The organism is Maritimimonas sp. 2205BS37-2 (assembly GCF_056591755.1).
Genome location: NZ_JBWQOI010000001.1, coordinates 286,839 through 308,878, shown reverse-complemented (window position 1 = coordinate 308,878; position 22,040 = coordinate 286,839). Strand labels below are relative to the sequence as shown.

The window sequence follows — 22,040 nt, the reverse complement described above, 5'->3', positions numbered from 1 at the left end:
AAAATATGATTGATCAAGCACTTTTCTTTCTAACAAAATTCCTCAATAAAAAGTTGAAGAGAACATTTAAAACCAATAAAGATTTGGTTGTAATGAGCAGTCTTATTAATCCTGACGGTAGCATAACAGAAAATATTGAAAACAAAATTGTTATTTCTGTAATTAATTTAGAGCATGAAACCTTTATGAATTATAATGGTAATTATAGAACAGGAAATACTAACGTCTTTGGCAAGGTTGCTCCTCCGGTTTTTTTAAATGTTTACCTGCTCATCTCTGCAAACTATACCTCAAAAAATTACTTAGAAGCCTTTAAAATTTTATCTGGTGTTATACAATTATTACAAGCTAATCCATATTTCGCAAGAAATAAAAATCCAAAAATGCCAACTCAACTAAGCAAGTTGACACTAGAAATTTTCAACATCCCTATAACTGAACTTAGTCATATTTGGAGTGGTATCGGAGCTAAATATGTGCCATCAATTGTCTATAAAATGCGAATGATAACCATGCAAGACAACAAAATCGAAAAAGAAGTTCAAGGTGTTGCCGGTTTAGGAAATCAATTAAATCCGAAAGAAAATTAATATGAATATGCACTATCATAAATGGTTAGAAATTGAAGTAAATAATAATTACTTCAAAAATGGAGTATGTTCATCAATTCAGCTATTACCATTTTTGAAGACAAATAAGACATTCAAAAATTATAATATCATCTTCAAAAAACAAGAAAACAGATTTGCTTTTTACATAGGCTCTACAGAAAATACAACTTTAAAAATTACAGAAGAATTCAAACAACTAGATGCCTTCTATTTTCAGGTTCTCATTGAAGATCCTTTGTTTTTTAATTATACTGAAATCCCTTCTGTAAAGTTGCCCCAACTATTCTTTTTTACGAACACAAATGGCAAATCAAACCTTCAAAAGAAAGAAAATGTATCTACAGAAGATACTATAACGATAAGGCAAGAAAATAACTTTCAAGATTTAATTACTAAAGATACTACGCTTGAAATAAAGAATAATGATGGTAATACTATTCAAAAACAACCTGATCAAGATAAAAAATATGCACCGATAAATATTAAGCATTTAAAAAATGGAGCATATCAACTATGGGTTAATAATAAACTTAAAGAAGCATTCTTTCATTTCGAAACCATCATTTCAGAAAAATGTTTGGGGATACTAAAACTAGATTTAAAAGAGATTATTAAGTCGGCTAATGAAGACTTAAAACTTACACTTGACTTTAAAGAGCGATCAGTTTTTTGGCAATACCAAATTATTATACCGGAAGAATGGAATGAAGAAGATGTAGATCTTCAAGTATTAGGCATGAATGGAGAAGCGTATAAAAGCACCAATGATCAAAAAATTATCGGAGGGCAAACATCTAAAGTATTCATTTCATCAAAACCCAATCCTCTAAAAGCAAACTTTGAAAAAACTCCTTTGCTGAAAGTAGCCTATTCAGATGCTTTTTCCAATAGAAATAACGAGCTCGAAATACAACTTCCTAACCTGGAAGCTGAAGAATTAAGAATATTAAATACAGAAGAAAATAAAAAATCATTCTGTTCATCAATTATAGTTTATATCTAATTAAAAATTAAAATTTATGTCAACAACAATGAAAACACCTGGGGTATACATTCAAGAGTTAGATGCCTTTGGTAATGCTGTAGTACCCGTTGCAACAGCAGTACCTGCATTTATAGGGTATACCGCACAAACGTCTTATAACGGGAATAGCTTAGTAAAAAAAGCTGTTAAAATTAGATCTCTGGCAGAATTTTTATCAGTGTTTGGTAATGAGCCTCCACAGGTAAAATATGCCATTTCAATGGATTTAGACCCTGAAAAATTTTTAGAACTACTAACAGCCTCTAGTGCAGCAAGCACAGCTGTTAGTCAAGCTCAAAGTGACGTAGCAGCCAAAAACAAAGCAAAATCTGATGCTGACAAAAACTTAAAAGCCGAAACAGATGTTGCTAAAAAACCTCCGCTACAACAAAAAGTCGATGATGCTCAAGCTGAACTTGACAAAGCAAATAATGCGCTAACACTGGCAACAAATAAAAAAACTAAAGCCCAAGCCATTGTTACCAGAACTTCGGCATTAAATAATGGTTTTGGAACATGGGTATCTGGTCTTGCAGCTGCTCAAAAAGGTTTAGATACTGAAACTGCTAAATTTCCTCAAGACCCAGGAAAAAAAACTGCAGCACAAGGTAAAGTTGATACCGCACTAAAACCAGCAGATCTTAATACAGTTCAAGCGGCCTATGACGCCATTGCAAAAACTGCAGATTTTAAATATGGTGGGTTTTCATATAGTCTAACCAGAAAAACAGCGAATTACAGAATGTATAGCAGCATGAAGTTTTTCTATGAAAATGGCGGCGGTGAGTGCTATGTGATGAGCATAGGATCGTATGACCCAACAGTGTCTTCATTGTCAGACACTACCGAGTTTTCGGAGGCGATTAAACTCCTTGAAAAAGAAACAGAACCTACCATGCTGGTTATTCCTGATTTGGTAGAGATTGATCCGGTTGCAAATGCTTACTCATTACAAGGAGAAATGATCAATCACTGTGCGAAAATGATGAGCAGAATAGCAATTCTTGATATACCGGGCGGCTATACAAAACCAGCCTTAGGAGATGGACCGGTTGATATTTTTAGAAACCAGGTATCTGGAACACTACCAAAAAACAATAGCTATGCAGCAGCATACTATCCTTGGTTGCACACCACTATCTATCAATCTTCAGATATTTCATATTTAAACTTTGTAAGTGATACCGATACCTATAATGATATCTCAAGTATGCTTACTGCAGAGTTTACTGATAAAGATGAAAATATTGATAAAGAATATGTAAAGTTAATCTCAGCCTTCTCTTTAGATGCAAACAATAAACCTCAAATGTCTTTAGAACAAGCAGATGCCGCATTAAATAATTTGAGTAAAAGTTATAAGCTCTTAAAAGGAAAAATTCTAAGTAAATTAAACCTCATCCCTCCTAGTGCTGCTATGGCAGGAATCTATACCCTAGTAGATAATAATGATGGCGTTTGGAAAGCTCCAGCTAATGTAGCTATGCAAGGTGTGATTAAACCTTCAGTAAAAATTGATCATAAAGAGCAAGAAGACTTAAATGTTCCTTTAAGCGGTAAATCTGTATGTGCCATTCGCGCCTTTAAAGGTGAAGGAAATCTTGTTTGGGGTGCACGTACCCTTGATGGTAATTCTAATGACTGGAGGTATGTAAACATTAGAAGAACTTTAATCTTTATTGAACAATCTGTTAAAGATGCGGCTAAAGCATATGTCTTTGCGCCTAATGATGCTAATACATGGGTAAATGTTACCAGTATGATTAGCAATTTCTTAACAGGACTTTGGAAACAAGGTGCGCTAGTAGGGCCAAAACCTGCTGATGCATTCTCTGTAAGTGTTGGACTAGGAGTAACTATGACCAATGATGATATTCAACAAGGTATTATGAGAGTCGCCGTAAAAGTAGCACTGTCTCATCCTGCTGAATTCATTGAAATAACATTCCAACAACAGCAACAAAAAGCTTAATACAATTAATAATAACTTAAAATTATAATATCATGGCAGGAGAAGCTCAAGACGCCGTTTGGCCATTACCCAAGTTTTACTTCACCGTAAACTTAGGATCGCAAGACAGTACTGTTTCGTTTCAGGAAATCTCCGGATTGGAAACTGAAACTCAACCAATTGAATATAGACATGGTGACAGTAAACAATTCTCAACTATTAAAATGCCGGGAATTGCAAAAACCGGAAATGTAACTCTTAAAAAAGGAGTTTTTGTGAATGACAATAATTTCTGGAAGTGGTATGATGCTATTAAAATGAATACCATTAAAAGGGAAACCGTAGTTATTCAATTACTAGATGAAAAGGCAAAGCCTACAATGACATGGACATTGGCAAATGCATGGCCTACTAAAATTACTGGAACTGATCTAAAATCTGATGCCAACGAAGTAGCCGTAGAAACTATTGAATTGGCACATGAAGGACTAACCATTAAAAATGGCGGGTAGTAAATAACACTAAATTAAACACATAACAATTTTAAAATAATATTATGGCAACAACAATGAAAACTCCGGGAGTCTATATTCGTGAGCTAGATGCTTTTGGTAATGCAGTGGTACCTGTACCAACAGCAATACCGGCTTTTATCGGGTATACAGAAAAAACTTCATTCGAAGGAGAAGATATAACTCAAACACCTGTTAAAATAGGTTCGCTGGCAGAGTTCTTAACCGTTTTTGGCGATCAAGCTCCAAAAACTCAATTTAGCCTTTCATCTAATCTTTTACCAGAAAGAATTACATTATTAGAAAAGATTAAAGCTAATACCGCTAAAGATTTGGCAAAAGCACAATTAGCGGTAGACAAAGCCGGAGGGCCAACAAAAGCAACACAAGATCAAAAAGATGCATTACAAGCAGCTCAAGGGTTAGATCAAAATGCTCAAACAGCATTAAATACCGCGCTTACTGACGGAAATATTAAAGCATTAAGTGGCGCAAAAGATGCATTGGCAAAAAATGCAAATCCGGCCAATACACAAAAACTTAAAGATGATGTTACTGCTAAACAAAAAGCTATTGACACTATAGTGTCTAACGCAGATTTCATTTCAGACGGAATTGCTTATACCATTAAACAAGAAACTCTAAACTACAGAATGTATAGCAGCATGAAATTCTTCTATGAAAATGGTGGTGGTGAATGCTATGTTATAAGTATAGGAGCATATAACTTTAATGATACAAAAATTACAGATACACAACCTTTTCTCGACGCAATAACATTGCTCGAAAAAGAAACAGAACCCACCATGTTGGTAATTCCAGATGTTGTTGAAATGGAAGCTGCAGATGCATATTCTACACAAATGCAAATGATCAATCATTGCGGTAAAATGATGAACAGAGTAGCAATACTTGACATTCATGGAGGATATACCGAAGAAATTGGGCAAGCAACCAGTGTTGAAAGGTTTAGAAATTCTGTTGAACCCTTAGACCCTAAATTTAATAGTTATGCCGCTGCTTACTATCCTTGGTTGCATACAACTGTTTATCAAACCTCTGAAATTACTGTAGAAAACCTTAAGAGCGCAGATAAAAAGTTTGCAAACTTAATTCAATTAACTTCTAATGAATTTACAGATTCAAAAGGAGCCGCAGTTACCACCATGAGAGGCCAAATAACCAATTTGGTAGCGCAATTAAATAGTACTCCATCTGATGACAGAACAGGCAAAGTGGCTTATTATGATTCCGTTCTTAAAAATTTGAGTAAATCTTACGGAAAATTAATCGCTGCCATCAAACAAAAGATGAATCTTTTAGCACCAAGTGCTGCTATGGCCGGAATTTATACTTCTGTTGATAATAACGAAGGTGTTTGGAAAGCTCCTGCCAATGTAGGTGTTCAAAGTACTATTGCCCCTTCAATTAATATTGATCATGAAACACAACAGGATTTGAATGTACCTATCAGTGGTAAATCTGTATGCGCCATTCGCGCCTTTAAAGGTGAAGGAAATCTTGTTTGGGGTGCACGTACCCTTGATGGTAATTCTAATGACTGGAGGTATGTAAACATTAGAAGAACTTTAATCTTTATTGAACAATCTGTTAAAGATGCAGCTAAAGCATATGTCTTTGCGCCTAATGATGCTAATACATGGGTAAATGTTACCAGTATGATTAGCAATTTCTTAACAGGACTTTGGAAACAAGGTGCACTAGTAGGGCCAAAACCTGCTGATGCATTCTCTGTAAGTGTTGGACTAGGGGTAACTATGACCAATGATGATATTCAACAAGGTATTATGAGAGTCGCCGTAAAAGTAGCACTGTCTCATCCTGCTGAATTCATTGAAATAACATTCCAACAACAGCAACAAAAAGCTTAATACAATTAATAATAACTTAAAATTATAATATCATGGCAGGAGAAGCTCAAGACGCCGTTTGGCCATTACCCAAGTTTTACTTCACCGTAAACTTAGGATCGCAAGACAGTACTGTTTCGTTTCAGGAAATCTCCGGATTGGAAACTGAAACTCAGCCAATTGAATATAGACATGGTGACAGTAAACAATTCTCAACTATTAAAATGCCGGGAATTGCAAAAACCGGAAATGTAACTCTTAAAAAAGGAGTTTTTGTGAATGACAATAATTTCTGGAAGTGGTATGATGCTATTAAAATGAATACCATTAAAAGGGAAACCGTAGTTATTCAATTACTAGATGAAAAGGCAAAGCCTACAATGACATGGACATTGGCAAATGCATGGCCTACTAAAATTACTGGAACTGATCTAAAATCTGATGCCAACGAAGTAGCCGTAGAAACTATTGAATTGGCACATGAAGGACTAACCATTAAAAATGGCGGGTAATGTTTAATGATTATCCTCCAGTTGCTTTTCACTTCAGACTAACTTTTAGTGGTACAACAGGATTATTTGATGCATCATTTAAAGAAGTTTCAGGTATTTCAATGGAAATGGATACTGAAGAAATCACCGAAGGTGGAAACAATTATTTCAAACATAAAGTTCCTACCTACATGAAATTTTCAAACCTAGTTTTAAAAAGAGGTATGGTTCCTAGAAATTCAACCATTGTAAAATGGTGTATGGACACTTTTAGCGGAGGGTTAGCCGATTGTATAAAAACCAGAACAATAATAGTTACACTGTTAAATGAATACGGACTTCCATTAAAAGCCTGGAATTTTGTAAATGCATGGCCTGTAAAATGGGCCGCATCAGATCTGCACTCAATGAATAATGAGATTTTAATTGAAACGCTAGAGTTTTCTTTTAACTATTTTGAAGAAATAAAAATTCTTTCATAAACCTCTAAAATCAATTTGTAAATAATGCCCATTGAAATAAGAGAATTACTTATAAAAGTAAAAATAGAAGAACCACTAAATGCAAATTCAGAAAAAATGGACTTGCAACAGATAAAACATTCACTTTTAAAAGAATGCAGAAAAGAAATTAAAAAGCAATTAAACAGCTTTAGAGACCGATAGTATGAGTTTAAACAAAATGAAAATAGTTGCTTATAAAGACAATAAGTATTTAGGCAAAGGTAAGTCGTCATGCACGGTTGAAATAAACCCGGCATCATATACTCATGTTCACAAAGTAAACTATAATACTATGATTTCTGAAGGTGCTCCCGGAACCCCTTTAAAATTTAAAGGTATTCCGCCTGAGTCTGTTTCTTTTGATATCTATTTTGATTCAACGGGAGCTGTTTCAACCAGTAAAACACCACTATCAGCTCAAGATCAAATAAAAAAATTCAAAAGTGTATGTTTTGATTATAATGGAGACATCCATGAGCCCAATTATTTGATTCTCTCATGGGGAACCCTAGTTTTTAAGTGTAAGTTGACCACCTTAGATATTAACTACACTTTATTTAAACCAGATGGTACACCATTAAGAGCGAAGTCTTCGGTAAAATTTGAAGAGGCCAGCGATGCCGACACTATTGCCAGAGAAGCGAATCAAAAATCTCCAGACCTAACGCATATGATTATTGTGAAAGAAGGTGATACTTTACCAATAATATGTAATAATGTTTACGGAGATGCTAGCTATTATATAGAAGTAGCAAAGAAAAACAAGATCGTAAATTTTAGAAACCTAAAACCGGGTACTAAGCTGTACCTGCCACCTATAAAATAAATGATATGCCAACTTCGCCATTAATAGAAGAAACGAACCTAATCTCATTTGATATTCTTTCAGAAGGAAAGGAAATTCCCACTACCTATGAAGTAACATCAATTAGAATCGAACAACATGTAAATAAAATTAGTGAGGCAGAAATTACTTTAATTGATGGCAATACAGCTAAACAAACTTTTGATATTACAGATTCAAGCACTTTTAAACCCGGATCTCAGATAGAAATTAAATTAGGATACCACAGTAAAAATGATAGTATTTTTAAAGGAGTAGTAATCAAGCAAATTATAAAAGTAGATCAAGCCAGCGGATCACGGTTACATATTATTTGTAAAGATGATGCTCTTAAATTATCAATCAATAGAAAAAATTCTATTTATACCGATATTAAAGACAGTGCTTTAATAACAAATATAGCAGGCGATTATAGCATAGATACTACAGTAACTGCCACAAAAACTGAACATAAAGAAATTGTTCAGTATTACTCAACAGACTGGGATTTTATAATCAACAGAGCAGAAATAAATGGGATGGTTGTTGTTACAGATAACGGAAAACTCATAGTTGATAAGCCTGCAGTATCAACTTCCCCCGCTTTGCAGGTACAATTCGGCTATGATATTATTGAGTTTGATGGTGAAATTGATGCTACGTATCAATATTCTGATGTTCAAGGGAGTGCTTGGGATATGGCTACGCAAAGTGTCGTAAATGTAACAGCAACTGAACCATCTGTAAACCAACAAGGAGACTTAACAGGTTCTAAACTGGCCTCAGTATTAGCAACCGGAACAAACAAAATAAATACATCTGCAACCATAACGCAAGACGATATTCAAACATGGGCAGATGCAACTTTATTAAAATCAAGGCTATCTCGTTTTAAAGGAACTATTTCTTTTCAGGGATCATCAAAAGCAAAAGTTAATTCTACCATTAAGTTATTAGGTTTAAGTGATCGGTTTAATGGAAATGCTTTTATTTCAGGAGTTACTCACACTATAGAAAATGGTTTATGGACAACAGAAGTTAAAATTGGGCTTTCGGCTAACTGGTTTGTTGAAGATCATACGCTGGAAGCGCCTGAAGCTTCAGGATTGATTCCCGGAGTAAAAGGACTACAAATAGGAATCGTTAAAAAAACATATGAAGATCCAAATAATGAGTTTAGAATTCAAGTTGAAATTCCAACATTAGGAATTGATGGCAAAACAGTTTGGGCCCGATTATCATCTTTCTATACCGGCAATACTTTTGGTGCTTATTTCTTACCCGAAGTAAATGATGAAGTCATTCTTGGATTTATGAATAATGACCCCAGGTTTCCAATTATTCTTGGAAGCGTTTTTAGCAGTTCTATACCCGCTCCCGAAACGCCCGATGAGCAAAACACTATAAAAACGCTAATAACCAAAAGTAAGCTACAATTAAAGTTTGATGATGAAAATAAGGTAATTACCATACTTACCCCAGAAGGTAACACTATGGTTTTTAGTGATGAAAGTCAAGCAATTACAATTACAGATCAGAACAAAAATAAAATTGAAATGAGCAGTAGCGGAATTTCATTAGAAAGTGAAAGTGATATTAATATAAAGGCAGCACAAAAAGTTAGCATACAAGGTATGTCTGTAGCTATTAAAGGTGATCAATCTTTAGATGCCTCCTCTGGTAAGGTCTCTATATCTGGTGATATGTCTACAAGCATTAAAGGCGGGGCAGAATGCTCTGTTTCAAGTGATGGTAATCTTAGTGCAAAAGGTTTAATGGTAATGATTAACTAATGGATGATATAAATTTTAAAAACAAGTCTTTTTTAGGTAGAGGGTGGAGCTTCCCTCCCACTTTTCATGACCATGACAATATTGGTATAGAAATGGTTAGCAGTGAAGATGACATTAGGCAGTCGTTAGAGATATTGTTCAATACCAATCTTGGCGAAAGGGTAATGTTACCAGAATATGGATGTGGGCTTCAACAGTACCTGTTTGATAAAATTTCAAATTCAAAAGTTCATTTTTTAAGAGAACTAATCAGATCAGCTATTTCAAAATACGAACCGAGAATAAAAGTAAATAATATTCATATAGACATCAATCCTGAAGATATTCTTAATGGAATTATCAAAATCCATATTGATTATACCATAAATACAACGAATACCAGGTTTAACCTTGTATTTCCATACTACAAGATAGAAGGAACTGATATTCCTCATATATATCAAAAACATGTTACTCAAATTGAAAAAAGTAAAATAGAATAATGGATATAAGAATAGGTACCATTAAAGACAAAAGGCTAGACAGCAATCTATTTGGAAAATCATTTCAAATAGACCATCGGTCATTTGCACAAATAATGGGGTATATAGCTTCTTATCTTGAAAAAATAAACTACTATAATACTCAAAATGAAATAGATGGTAACTGGAAAAAATTAGTAGAAAAAGATCCAATTTTATATATCGTTTCAATTATTAATGAACCCGTTATTGAGTTAGATTGTGAAGTAGAACCAACAAATAATAGCAAATATGAAATATATCACATCACAAAAATAATCTTAGATTGGTACAATAAGGTAAACCTATGGCATAAAAACTTAAAAGCTTTAAATGAAAAAAAATTAGCTGCGAAAATTGAAAATGTATTAGTAGAGATTTTAAGACCCAGAACCGAACCTCTTTTAAAATTAAGAAATCAAGATTTAAAAAAAGAAAGTTATGCAGAAAATGAAATAAAAACGCTGTATCAACAAAAATTTATACCCGCTCCTAGAAAGGAAATCGAAAATATTTCTGACGTAACTGATATACTTTTTACCTATAAAAAAGTACTCATTCATATTCAAGAGTTTACCGAAAACTACTTAGAAGAAACCATTTGCTCAAGAAAATCTCATTTACCACATAATGCCTTATACATAACCTTCGGCATACTTTTTAAAACCTTGCAAGAAAAATTAAATGGCTTAACCCAAAAACATTTAGATTTTTACTATCAAGATATTCTAAAACAACACCCAAAAGACTCTCAACCAACAAGAACCACTGTTAGTTTTGATTTACTCCCTACATTAAAAGAGCCTTCATATATTAAAAAAGGCACTTTACTTTCAGCAGGAAAACTCTATGATAGTAAAACAGATATTTTATTTGAAACCAATGATGAATTAATAGCACATAATATTAAATTGGTTGAAATGGGAACCTTGTTCTTCAATTCTAGCCCATATATAAGAATCGGTACAGAAATAGACCTTATTTCATCAATTTCTAAAAATAAGTTAATCGTTCAAGGAAAAGATACCAATGATGCAAGAGATGATTGGTTTGTTTTTGGAGCCAATAAAGAAAGCATACAAAATACCAAGATAAATCCAGATAAAATTGCCAGAATTGGGTTTATAATAGGCTCACCAGTGCTTATTTTAAGTGAAGGAAAAAGATTAATAGATATTAAAGTAAATCTCGAGTCATCTACATCTGAGAAGTATTTTTGGAAGTTTTTAAATCAGATTAAAAACCATAAGAAAATTTCTTTACAAGATGCCGTTTCAATTGTATTTGAAGAAAGCTTAAACATATTTTACACCAATAAAAAAGGATGGATCGCATACAATAACTATTCAATAACATGCAACCCAAATGAAAACTGCTTTTCAATTCATTTAGTTTTAGGCGATGGAGATCCGGCTCTGGAAAACTATTCCCTAGCAGATGAACAATTAAAATGGCCATCGATTAAAGTAGAATTAAATCAATATGCACCTATCTACCTGTATTCTTTTTTAAACGGTGTAGAAATTAATACGATTAAAATTGATGTAGACGTAAAAAACATACATAATGTTTCTTTATACAATAATCTGGGAAAAATACCTTTAGGAAAACCATTTGACATTTTTGGGCCATTTCCAGGCATAGGATCATTTCTTATGATCGGTAAAAGCGAATTATTTAAAAAAGATATAACCTCGGTAAAACTAGATTTAGAATGGGATTCATTGCCTCAAGATTATGGCGGCTTTGACACTTATTATGAAGGATACTCTGAATCAATTTTAACAGACTCTTTTAGAATTCAAACAGCAACATTAAGCAATAATCGTTGGTATCCTGTAAATGCAAATAATACTCCATCACAAAACCTCTTTAAAATTCATAAGAGTCTAACTCCCGAAGGATATGAAAGCTTTCAGCTAGATGGAACCAGCAGTATTGAGTTTAACGAATTTAGCCAAATTGAAATAGATAAAGAAGCAAACTTAAAAGACCCTATAGAATATACTGTTAATACACAGAATGGCTTTATAAAGCTGACTCTTTGTAGTCCTCAATATGGTTTTGGAAATGACTTGTATCAAAAAGACTATACAGAAATAGCAACATATAATGCCCAAAACAAAAAGAATGTACCCTACCCTAACAAACCTTTCGTTCCTAAAGTTGCAAAAGTAAACCTAAGCTATAGTGCCACAGACACATTGTTTTTTAGCATAGAAGATTCTAAAAAAAATAGTGGTGAGCTAATTCATCTAAGGCCCTTTTCAATAGATAAAGCTATCATTGAAAAACAAGTTAACAGATTTACTTTGCTACCTAAATATGAACATCAAGGTTATCTTATTTTAGGATTAAGTGGTGTTATCGAAGAACCTGTTGTTACTATCTTCTTTCATTTCTTACGCTCAGGTTCTACCAATAATATCCAAAAAAACAGCATAAAATGGCAATATTATAAAAACGATGACTGGATAACATTTAAAAATAAAGACATTCTTAAAGATGGTACTCACGGATTAACCAAATCTGGAATTATAGAATTGAGGCTTCCTATAATAGAAAATACCTCGACAAACCAGAAAGAAGAGCTTTATTGGATACGGGTTTCTACCCCCAAAAATGCTGAGCACTTTCCAAAAATAAAAGGAATCTATTTCAATGCGGTTCTTGCAACATGCATTAGTAAAGACCCGGCTATTATAGGAAAAAACTTTGAAGAGCAATCAATTAAAAAAATAGCAGGAAAACTTCCTGATGTAAAAGATGTAATTCAACCCGGATCTACATTTGCCGGAGCCTCAAAAGAAACTAAAGAAAATTTTTACAGAAGAACCAGTGAGCGGTTAAGACATAAAGACCGAGCGGTATCAATGTGGGACTATGAGCGATTGATCCTTGAAAAATTTGACACTGTCGCTGCTGTTAAATGTACGAACCTTGATGAAAATTTTGAACCTGAGCCTAACATGGTAAAAGTAGTTGTATTAGACTCTAAATGGACTAATGATGAACGGTATTATTTTAAAAAAGCCACACTAGATTATATGAAAAACTACCTAACATCTCTCGCAAATCCTTTTGTAAAGATTAAAGTACTGAATCCAATTGTTGAATACCTCCTGGTTCGCTGCACTGTAGAGTTTAAAAATAAAAACAATGGAGGATATTATTTAAACTTACTCAATGAAGAAATATCAAATTTTCTATCACCCACCTACAATGCTACAGATGAAAGAGGTGGTATAGGAGGTATAATAATACCCAGATCGGTAGCTATTTTTATAAACAATTTAGATTATATAAAAAGTATAGAAGACGTATCTATTGAACATATTATTAGAAAACGTGCAAATGATTTTTCATTAGGTATTCATAAAAACGGACAACGAATTTATCCTACCAAACCCTGGTCAATTTTTAATCCCGTTAAAAAACACCATATCATTAATAAAACATATGCCGATGATGATATCCAAAAAGACCTAGGTTTTGCTACCATGGAAATAGAGTCTGATTTTATTTTACAAAGAGAGCCCAGACAAATAACACAAGTTATAGAACAAACAAGTAGTGCAGAATATCCAAGTGATACCATACTTGAAATTAAGAGTAATCCTTAAACAAATGAGTGAAAAACCATTAAATAGAATAAGCTTAAAATCCCTTTTTAGCAATGGAAAAAGGCCTAATGAAAGTAATTTCGGCAGCCTTATTGACTCTATGCTAAATAAAGCTGATGATGGAATCTCAAAAAACTTTAGAGACGGCCTAACCCTATCTCCAGAAGGAGAAAATTCTAATCGCCTTATAAGTTTTAAAGAAAAAATACAAGATAACCTTCCAAAGTGGGGACTTGAGCTAAAAAAAGAAGACAATGCCAATGGCATTGGTTTTACAGAGCCCATTTCAAATACAGAAAATAAAACACATTTCTTTATAGAACAAGGTGGTAATATTGGTGTAGGAACCACTACTCCAAAAACAACTTTTAATGTAAACGGAACTATTAGTGCCAATGGCAGAATAGGAACTTATAAATTATCAACTGTACCGGCAGATGGTAAGTGGCATACGATTCTTTCTAACCTTGACGGATGTAATGCCTTTGAATTAATTGCTCAGGTAGGTAAGAAAAAAAAGGGCAGATATGCCTTATTACATGCCCATGCTTTAAGCACTTTTGGCAGGTCACATAGTAGAATAAGAAGAACACAAGCCTACTATGGATGGTGGTGGAACAGATTGGCATTAAGATGGAAAGGTGATACATATAATTATCAGCTGCAGCTAAAAACCAGATCTAACTATGGCTCTGAAGTCATAAAATTTCATATTACAAAACTTTGGGATAACGATATAGAAACACTTTTTAATCAGCAGTAAAATGTCACAAATTAGCACCAAAGGATATATAGACAAAAAAGAAAAAAACTCTGGGGAGTATGAAGACCTTTACCTTGAAGGAATTCAACTTCTACAAGAGCTGTCTGGTGCCAATTGGACTGATTATAACGAACATGATCCGGGTGTTACAATACTTGAAAACATAGCCTATACTTTTACCAACCTTTCCTATAAGGCAAGTTTGCCAATAAAAGATATTCTCACCGAATCAAAAGGAGAAACGCTTACCTCGGGCGATAATGGCCTCTTTATACCATCAGAAATACTTACAACAAACCCTGTAACAACAACCGATTTTCGCAAGATCTTTATAGACCAGATTAGTAACGTAAAAAATGTTTGGGTAAAACCACAAGACTCTTCTCAATACCAATTTTTAGAAAGCACGCAAAATAAGCTCAATGGTATCTATAACATTTACGTTGAACTGTTTTATTATAACGATGATGTTAAAAGTAAGAAACAAGAAAAAATAAGAGTAAAAAAACAAATTAAAAATCTCTTTTACTCATGTAGAAATCTATGTGAAAACTTAAACGACGTTATTGTTTTAGACCCCATAGAATTTCAAATGAAACTACATATAACATTAGAAAAAAATAGTAAGGGAGAAGAAATCTTAGCGAAAATCTATTATGTAATAAACAACTACCTGGCAAGAGTAATAAAGTTCCATTCTCTTTGGGAATTACAATCAAAAAAAATGGATACAAGCTCAATCTTTAATGGCCCTCTGTTACAGAATGGTTTTATTGAAAGTAAACCATTAACAAAAAAGAGAAACGTTATAAAATATACTGAAATCCTTAGAATTATAGGTGAGCTGAAAGGAGTTATTAGCATAGAAGAATTAGAGTTAATAACTAACAATACTATTAACGAAAATGAACAGATAAATATTAGTGAAGGCACGTTTGTTGTTCCTGAAAATAACACTCCTATTTTAATATTGCCTCAAACAAATACAGATTTGGTTTTTAGAGAACAAGGAATAAACTTTAAGCCCGATATCCAAGAATTAAACAATGAATATTCAAATATTATTGCCAAGAATTATGGTAATTTTAAATCGGTTTCGAAATCTATAAACACGATAAGCATACCGAGAGGAGAAAATTTTGAAATCAATTCTTATTACCCAATAAGAGAGCAGTTTCCAACTATTTATGGTATAGGAAAGTATGGGCTTCCAAAAAAATTAACCAGGTTAAGATATGCTCAGGCTAATCAATTAAAAGCTTATTTATTACCTATTGACCAGCTAATGAATAATTTTTTAGCGCAGCTAACAAATATTTACACAATCTTTGATCCAAACTCTACAGGTACTCAGTCTTCTTTCTATAAAAGTTTAGAAGATATGCCTTTACTTACCAACTTAATAAAAGAAAGCCCTAATACAAAAGATGAAGATGCTTTAGAGCAATGGGAAGAAACATTGCGCAACTTAAATTCTCATTTTGACATTTCTGCTATTAAGCGCTTAAACAATGTAGCTGATATGATTTTGGCGCGATTTGGAGAAAAATTACCGGAGACTACTCTTAGAAAAATTAATCACGAATGCTATGGAAAAAAGTTACATGACCATGAATTTGAGGCTTCTACACTGTTACTCAAAAGAGAATTGATCACAAAGTACGCGTTACTTAGCTATAACAGGTCTAAAGGACAAAATTATCATCTCAACACACATTCATATTCAATTCAAGATGGTTCACATTTCATTCAAAAAGTAGCACTATTAATGGGAATTGAAAATTCTCGTTCAACATCAATTTCTGAAGCATTTCAAAACTCTAATCTAAAAATTTTTCAAAAAGAAGATACTGGCTCTCCGGCTCAAGTAGAAATCATAGAAACTATATACCCAGATGAAGGTGTTGAAATAATTGAGATTGACAACATTGTAAGTGGAAGCGAAACTGAAGAAAAATTAAAGAAAGGATTTCGCTTTAGAGGCAATTCAAAGTATATACTCAATGACGTATTAAAATATGGAGTCTTAGAAAAAAATTATTCGATTAAGAGAATTTCAAGAAATAACAATGAATATTACTTTCAAGTTCTATTTTCCACTAAGAATGACACCAAAACACCCGTGTACCTAAGTGAATCTAAATCTGATTCTGAAAAAGCTATAAAAAATGTAATTTCTAAACTAACACTACTGGATAAAAATTGTGAAGGAATTTACGCTGTAGAGCATCTATTATTTGCTCCTCAATTACATAAGAACCATTTCGGTTTTACATTTATTATAAAATTATCTGACGGCGCCTCAATATTATTTGAACAAAGCAACCTAAAATCATATAACCAAAGAGACAAAAATATTGAGCAAATCATAAACTATTTTCAAACAACTAAAAATCTGACCTTAACCTATAAAAAAACTAACAAAAAGTATTTTCTACAAATTGTAAACAAAAAAGGCACCTCGATAGCAATGAGTAAAGATTTTTACCCAGATCTGGCTTCAACAACTAAAAATATAAAAGCCATTAAAGACGCAATAAAGCAAACTGAATTTGAACATTTATTTAAAAAGTTAACTTATTACGCATACTATGGTAAGAAAAAAGTAAACGAGAAATTCTTCTCATTTAATATAAGTCTTATTCTTCCTTCATGGCCTGTGAGATTTCAAAACACCAATTTTAAAATAAAATTAAAAAGTATCTTAGGTGAACATATACCTGCTCATATTGCATTCCACGAATATTGGTTGGATTATAAAAAAATGGTCGATTTTGAAAAACATTATATCCAATGGATGAATATGGATATTCATGACGAAAAAAGGGTACAGCTCTCATATTACCTTATACAGAAATTAAGAGAATACCACAAAATCTATTGCCATTGATCAATAAAAAGAGTCATATAATAAAGAGTCAAGAATACCAAATAGAACTGGCTAATAAAAGTGATGCGTATAAAATTCAGTCAGGTATAAGTGCGCTTCAAAACACTAAAATAAGCGCCTTACTTAATTCTGTTTTAGATATTTACGCATCAGATAATTTTATTTACAGATTTAATAAAATTGAAATCGACCTTGGTGTAATCAATAAATACAATTATGAAAATGAGCTCATTTACAGGCTCGAAGAAGAGTTAGTGAAGTATCTCAATGCCAATATCTTAAAAAATGGCTCATTAAGAAATGGTAAAAAAATAAGCATTCGCAAATCAAAAATAGAACACCTGGAGCATTTCTTATTAAAAGGCTATGTGCAATGGAATGATACACAACAAAATAGTATTATAACACTGTTTGAGGAGTTATTAAAAAGACAAGAAAAAGAAGTAGCAACGCTATTAAAGAAAACCGTCAAAAATGAGACTATTAGAAAGCGATTAATTTTCCAGCTTCCAGAAAAGCTTTTGAAAAGTATTGTAATAACAGTTTCAAAAAATGATGGACAATACATGCTATCTCATAAAAAGAATATAATTGAACTTCAAAAAAAACACAAACTAGTACAGGCCAATACTCGTAATTTTAATAACGCCGTTTGGGAAATTTTACTTGCATACCTATTTGTAGAATCGAAAGGATATTATAATCAAAAGTCGTTTTTAAAGTATACTATACTAAAAGTTTCTTCAAAGTATAACCTAAGTTATAATTCATTATTAAAATTGATTGCTAAAGGTGTGAAACATGAAGATAAAATCAATAGCTATTCTTCAACCTTTAAAAACATTATTTTAGAACTTGAGGATCAAGAGGATTTAAAAGCTTCACTTTTTAAAACTTCGAATAATTATAAAAAGAATATTATTTCTAAAGTAAAAGAGGTGGATTCTTTTCTTAGTTCGGGGAATTTTAAAACATCCAACCATGCAATTTCGAAAGAGGAGTTTAATACCCTTCTTTTATATTTAATAGAGTCTAACACTAAAACTTCTCATAACTATATAAAAGAATGGATGTCAAATTCTAAGAAAAAGAATAGACTTATTAAATATGCTAATACTAAAATATTGGATGCCATTTTAAACAAAAGCGGCGCATATTATATACAAATAAGTAGACAATTTATAAGTGAATTAAAAAGAAACGCAAATACCCTAGGAGTTGGAGAAAGTAATTTACTATTTCAAATTGACTCATCACAATCAAAACTTATCTTAAATACACATTTTAACAATGTTCACTCAGAAGAATTAATAATAATTGACCTCTTAAGAAACATACTGCAGCAATTTCATTCAAAAGAGATTACATTTTACAAACTCCTTGAAAATCTCAGACTTAAATTAAAGGAAAACCATCAAAAAGCGATTGATTATTTCTTATTAGAATTTTATAAAGGAGTCGGTAAAAAAGTTTTATTCCAAATTGCCGATCAGATAGAGAAATTTATTACAAATAATGATCAATCTTTATGGATGTATTGGGCCAATGAGCAATGGAAGCATTGGGTAAGAAAAACAGGATTAAATAAAGAAGAATTTTTATTACAATTAAGCACACCTGTAATTCTAGATAAATATTCTCATCATTTTCAGGCATTTACACATCAACATAATTCAAAAAAAGATATAAAGAAGACGTTTCGTATCAAGAAAAAAACCTCAAATGAACAAATCAAAAACAATGTATTTTATGTAATACAGAATGACCAATTACCTTGGTGGGTACATAATTATACCAGCACTCGTTTTAATCAAGAGCTAACACAACTTTTAAACTCTAATACCATTAAAATAAAGCTATTGGAGCTAATTACTTTAAAAGATGAAAAACGATCATTTTTAAGGCGTTTAGAAGATAACTTATGGTATCGCCTATGGCATGAGTTTGCAACTGAGTCTGATAAAAAATCTGTTACCTATGTTACTAAATTAGTTCTTTTCTTAGAGTCACATTTGGTGACAACAAAAATTATAAGCAAGTCAGATTTAGATGTTTTAAAGCTGAGAATTTCAGAGTTTCTTTTCGAAAACGTATCAAAAAAGGATGAAAATAAGCTGTTTAAATTGCTCATTGAATGGTTTAAAACTTCTAAAATTTTAGTAGATGACAGCGCTCTAAAGTTTCTAAAAAACGAGCTTTTAGTGAACAAAAACCTTAATAACAGCAGTAAAATACAAAAGGAATTTTTCAATGCAATTAATACTTATGATGAATCAAAAACTCATAATGAACTACAATACGATTATAAAGGAAAACCTCTTTCTATCTTTTTAGAGCAAGCAATTAAATTTTCGCCAGAAAAAGTTAACATTTGGCTTAAAGAGGTTAACTTTCGAGAAAAGCTTTTATATAAATTAGAAGAAACTGATTTACAAAATTTCATTCATAAAACGGTAGTATCAAATCAAAAGGAATTATTCAATAACACACTTAATTTTATTGAATATTTAAGCACGTCCATTTCGAAAGGCCGTCTAAAAGCCATAAAATATACCTTTTACAAACTGGTTTTATTAAAACTTGGTAGTGCAGATTTTAAAGGTTGGGGTTTGAAAAACTGGAATACGCTTTTATTACATTGTCTTTATAACACTCTAAACAAACAGAGAACACATCAACTTTTATTTAATGCTAAAAACAAAAAAATAGTCCGTTCTAAGGAGTATTATAATATTTTAAATGAACTCTTTAAAATTGCCACTCATAAAAAAGAAACGATTAATCATAAAGTGATAGATACAAACACAAAAGACTATAAGAAATTAGGGGAAATTGAGCCAAAAACATTTACAAATCCGATTTTTATTAAGAATGCCGGATTAGTTATAGTAGCTCCTTACTTGAAACTCTTATTTGAAAAATGTGATCTGGTTAAAAATGGCCAATTTTTGAATTATGAAACTAAATGCAAAGCGGTGCATTTACTTGAATATGCCGCTACTGGGAAAATTACTAAAGAAGAAAATAATCTGGTGCTAAATAAGCTGTTATGCGGAATTTCTATTACTGAACCCATTGATTTGGGCATTGAGCTAACAACTCATGAAAAGGAAACTGTAGATAGCTTATTGACCTCAGTAACTCAACAATGGAAACCATTAAAAGAAACTTCAATTGAAGGTTTGAGATCTTCGTTTCTTATGAGAGAAGGGAAACTTGAAGAGGAAGAAACACAATTCTATTTAAAAGTTGAACAAAAGTCTTTCGATATGTTATTAGATCGAATTCCGTGGAATATTGGTATGATAAAATTAAGCTGGATGTCTAAACTAGTTAAAGTAGAATGGAGGTAATAAAAAAATTAGCGAATTCTATTAATGTGGAGATCGAATGGTTACAAAAAGTAGTAGATACTTCATTAACACTTTATTTTAAGAATAAAAGTGAGCTAAAATCTGTTTACGACATTAAGCCTCCCTCATTAAAAAATGATAACTCTCTTTATGCAGAATTAATTAAAGAACACCAATTAAATTTTGAAGAAAGGTTAGTTTTAATTTTATCAATAGTACCCTATATAAAACCGAACTATCTGGATGTGTTTTTGATAAAAAATCAAAGCCTAAACTGTGATTTTTCAGAATTTGGCGGGCTAAAAGATTCTAATTCATCTAGATTTCTACCTACCTTAGAAACAGCCTGTTTTATACTTGGAGGCGGCGATCTTAATACAAAATTCAAAGTACTTAGTATGATTCATAAAAATCATATTCTGTATAAAAAAGAAATCCTTGAAAGAAATCATGATATAGAGTTTGGCATTTATCTTCCGCTTAAAATCTCGCCTAAGTATTTGGGGTTGTTTACAACTGGTAAGGCTCAACTTCCTCAGTATAATGCAAAATTTCCTGCCAAAGAGATTTCAACAGAAATGGAATGGAAAGATCTCATTGTTGAAGAAAAGGTAAAAGAAGGTCTTTCAGAAATAAAAAACTGGTTAAATCATAAAGATCTCATACTAAAGACCTGGGATCTAAGAAAGAATTTAAAAGCAGGATATCGCTGCTTATTTTATGGACCACCTGGTACTGGTAAAACCTTAGCAGCTTCATTATTAGGTAAAGAGACTAAAAAGCCAGTTTTTAGAGTAGACCTTTCTTTGGTAGTATCTAAGTATATAGGAGAAACCGAAAAAAACTTAGGTCGACTTTTTGACCAGGCCGAGCATAAAAATTGGATTTTATTCTTTGATGAAGCCGATGCTCTTTTCGGTAAAAGAACACAAACTAAAGGAGCCAATGATCGTTATGCAAATCAGGAGGTAGCCTACTTATTACAGCGTATTGAAGACTTTTCTGGACTAGTGATACTTGCCACTAACATACAAAGTAATATTGATGAAGCTTTTTCGAGGCGTTTTCAGAGCATGATCCATTTCCCGAAACCAAAAACAAACCAACGAATCAAATTATGGGAAAAATTATTTGGTGAAAATTTTCAATTAGAAGCCACTATAAACCTTAATGATTTGGCCGAAAAGTATGAATTAACAGGTGGAGAAATGATCAATATTCTTAGGTATTGCTCATTAGAAGCAGCAAAAAGAAATAAAAAGAAACTCTTCTTTAAAGATATTATAACCGGTATTAAAAGAGAATACAGTAAACAAAATAAAACTATATAAT

General features: G+C 32.3%; 16 protein-coding genes. All 16 read left to right on the top strand.

What is annotated here, in order from left to right; genetic code table 11:
• Positions 1–5: 5 nt before the first annotated feature.
• The 16 genes from AC1EUU_RS01325 to AC1EUU_RS01250 are packed head-to-tail and all read left to right on the top strand — an operon-like array spanning position 6 to position 22,039.
• Positions 6–590, top strand: coding sequence for a Pvc16 family protein (locus tag AC1EUU_RS01325; RefSeq protein WP_480199573.1), 585 nt, complete (start codon positions 6–8; stop codon positions 588–590).
• 1 nt (position 591) lies between these two features.
• Entirely contained in the window at positions 592–1,614 is a 1,023-nt protein-coding gene (locus tag AC1EUU_RS01320) for a hypothetical protein (RefSeq protein WP_480199572.1), read from the top strand.
• A gap of 16 nt (positions 1,615–1,630) precedes the next feature.
• Positions 1,631–3,607, top strand: coding sequence for a phage tail sheath family protein (locus AC1EUU_RS01315; RefSeq protein ID WP_480199571.1), 1,977 nt, complete (start codon positions 1,631–1,633; stop codon positions 3,605–3,607).
• A 32-nt stretch (positions 3,608–3,639) separates the two neighbouring features.
• Positions 3,640–4,098 (top strand): phage tail protein, encoded by a 459-nt coding sequence (locus AC1EUU_RS01310; RefSeq protein WP_480199569.1) that lies wholly within the window; start codon positions 3,640–3,642, stop codon positions 4,096–4,098.
• Between the two features lie 44 nt (positions 4,099–4,142).
• Positions 4,143–5,990 carry a phage tail sheath family protein gene (locus AC1EUU_RS01305; RefSeq protein WP_480199570.1) on the top strand — a complete coding sequence of 616 codons (1,848 nt, stop codon included), beginning with the start codon at positions 4,143–4,145 and terminating at the stop codon, positions 5,988–5,990.
• Between the two features lie 32 nt (positions 5,991–6,022).
• A complete protein-coding gene (locus tag AC1EUU_RS01300; protein WP_480199569.1) occupies positions 6,023–6,481 on the top strand; it encodes a phage tail protein in 459 nt (152 codons plus the stop codon).
• A complete protein-coding gene (locus AC1EUU_RS01295; RefSeq protein ID WP_480199568.1) occupies positions 6,481–6,942 on the top strand; it encodes a phage tail protein in 462 nt (153 codons plus the stop codon). The genes AC1EUU_RS01300 and AC1EUU_RS01295 overlap by 1 nt, the downstream gene beginning before the upstream one ends.
• A 24-nt stretch (positions 6,943–6,966) precedes the next feature.
• Entirely contained in the window at positions 6,967–7,125 is a 159-nt protein-coding gene (locus AC1EUU_RS01290; RefSeq protein WP_480199567.1) for a DUF5908 family protein, read from the top strand.
• A gap of 1 nt (position 7,126) precedes the next feature.
• The gene (locus AC1EUU_RS01285) at positions 7,127–7,789 is read left to right on the top strand and encodes a CIS tube protein (protein ID WP_480199566.1); all 663 of its coding nucleotides are present in this window, start codon (positions 7,127–7,129) and stop codon (positions 7,787–7,789) included.
• A gap of 5 nt (positions 7,790–7,794) precedes the next feature.
• Complete coding sequence (gene vgrG, locus AC1EUU_RS01280) at positions 7,795–9,579, top strand: type VI secretion system tip protein VgrG (protein WP_480199565.1); 1,785 nt, start codon at positions 7,795–7,797, stop codon at positions 9,577–9,579.
• Entirely contained in the window at positions 9,579–10,061 is a 483-nt protein-coding gene (locus tag AC1EUU_RS01275) for a GPW/gp25 family protein (protein ID WP_480199564.1), read from the top strand. The genes vgrG and AC1EUU_RS01275 overlap by 1 nt, the downstream gene beginning before the upstream one ends.
• Entirely contained in the window at positions 10,061–13,702 is a 3,642-nt protein-coding gene (locus AC1EUU_RS01270; protein WP_480199563.1) for a hypothetical protein, read from the top strand. The genes AC1EUU_RS01275 and AC1EUU_RS01270 overlap by 1 nt, the downstream gene beginning before the upstream one ends.
• Before the next feature lie 4 nt (positions 13,703–13,706).
• Positions 13,707–14,465 (top strand): hypothetical protein, encoded by a 759-nt coding sequence (locus tag AC1EUU_RS01265; RefSeq protein WP_480199562.1) that lies wholly within the window; start codon positions 13,707–13,709, stop codon positions 14,463–14,465.
• A 1-nt stretch (position 14,466) separates the two neighbouring features.
• Positions 14,467–17,355, top strand: a complete 2,889-nt coding sequence (locus AC1EUU_RS01260) for a hypothetical protein (protein WP_480199561.1) — start codon at positions 14,467–14,469, stop codon at positions 17,353–17,355.
• Entirely contained in the window at positions 17,352–20,708 is a 3,357-nt protein-coding gene (locus tag AC1EUU_RS01255) for a contractile injection system tape measure protein (RefSeq protein ID WP_480199560.1), read from the top strand. Before AC1EUU_RS01260 ends, AC1EUU_RS01255 begins: the two co-directional genes overlap by 4 nt.
• Positions 20,699–22,039 carry an ATP-binding protein gene (locus AC1EUU_RS01250; protein ID WP_480199559.1) on the top strand — a complete coding sequence of 447 codons (1,341 nt, stop codon included), beginning with the start codon at positions 20,699–20,701 and terminating at the stop codon, positions 22,037–22,039. Before AC1EUU_RS01255 ends, AC1EUU_RS01250 begins: the two co-directional genes overlap by 10 nt.
• Position 22,040 lies beyond the last annotated feature (1 nt).

Excerpts from the sequence above, each read along its gene's own strand:
- AC1EUU_RS01325 (WP_480199573.1), top strand. The coding sequence starts at position 6 with ATGATTGATCAAGCACTTTTCTTTCTAACAAAATTCCTCAATAAAAAG.
- AC1EUU_RS01320 (WP_480199572.1), top strand. The coding sequence starts at position 592 with ATGAATATGCACTATCATAAATGGTTAGAAATTGAAGTAAATAATAAT.
- AC1EUU_RS01315 (WP_480199571.1), top strand. The coding sequence starts at position 1,631 with ATGTCAACAACAATGAAAACACCTGGGGTATACATTCAAGAGTTAGAT.
- AC1EUU_RS01310 (WP_480199569.1), top strand. The coding sequence starts at position 3,640 with ATGGCAGGAGAAGCTCAAGACGCCGTTTGGCCATTACCCAAGTTTTAC.
- AC1EUU_RS01305 (WP_480199570.1), top strand. The coding sequence starts at position 4,143 with ATGGCAACAACAATGAAAACTCCGGGAGTCTATATTCGTGAGCTAGAT.
- AC1EUU_RS01300 (WP_480199569.1), top strand. The coding sequence starts at position 6,023 with ATGGCAGGAGAAGCTCAAGACGCCGTTTGGCCATTACCCAAGTTTTAC.
- AC1EUU_RS01295 (WP_480199568.1), top strand. The coding sequence starts at position 6,481 with ATGTTTAATGATTATCCTCCAGTTGCTTTTCACTTCAGACTAACTTTT.
- AC1EUU_RS01290 (WP_480199567.1), top strand. The coding sequence starts at position 6,967 with ATGCCCATTGAAATAAGAGAATTACTTATAAAAGTAAAAATAGAAGAA.
- AC1EUU_RS01285 (WP_480199566.1), top strand. The coding sequence starts at position 7,127 with ATGAGTTTAAACAAAATGAAAATAGTTGCTTATAAAGACAATAAGTAT.
- vgrG (WP_480199565.1), top strand. The coding sequence starts at position 7,795 with ATGCCAACTTCGCCATTAATAGAAGAAACGAACCTAATCTCATTTGAT.
- AC1EUU_RS01275 (WP_480199564.1), top strand. The coding sequence starts at position 9,579 with ATGGATGATATAAATTTTAAAAACAAGTCTTTTTTAGGTAGAGGGTGG.
- AC1EUU_RS01270 (WP_480199563.1), top strand. The coding sequence starts at position 10,061 with ATGGATATAAGAATAGGTACCATTAAAGACAAAAGGCTAGACAGCAAT.
- AC1EUU_RS01265 (WP_480199562.1), top strand. The coding sequence starts at position 13,707 with ATGAGTGAAAAACCATTAAATAGAATAAGCTTAAAATCCCTTTTTAGC.
- AC1EUU_RS01260 (WP_480199561.1), top strand. The coding sequence starts at position 14,467 with ATGTCACAAATTAGCACCAAAGGATATATAGACAAAAAAGAAAAAAAC.
- AC1EUU_RS01250 (WP_480199559.1), top strand. The coding sequence starts at position 20,699 with ATGGAGGTAATAAAAAAATTAGCGAATTCTATTAATGTGGAGATCGAA.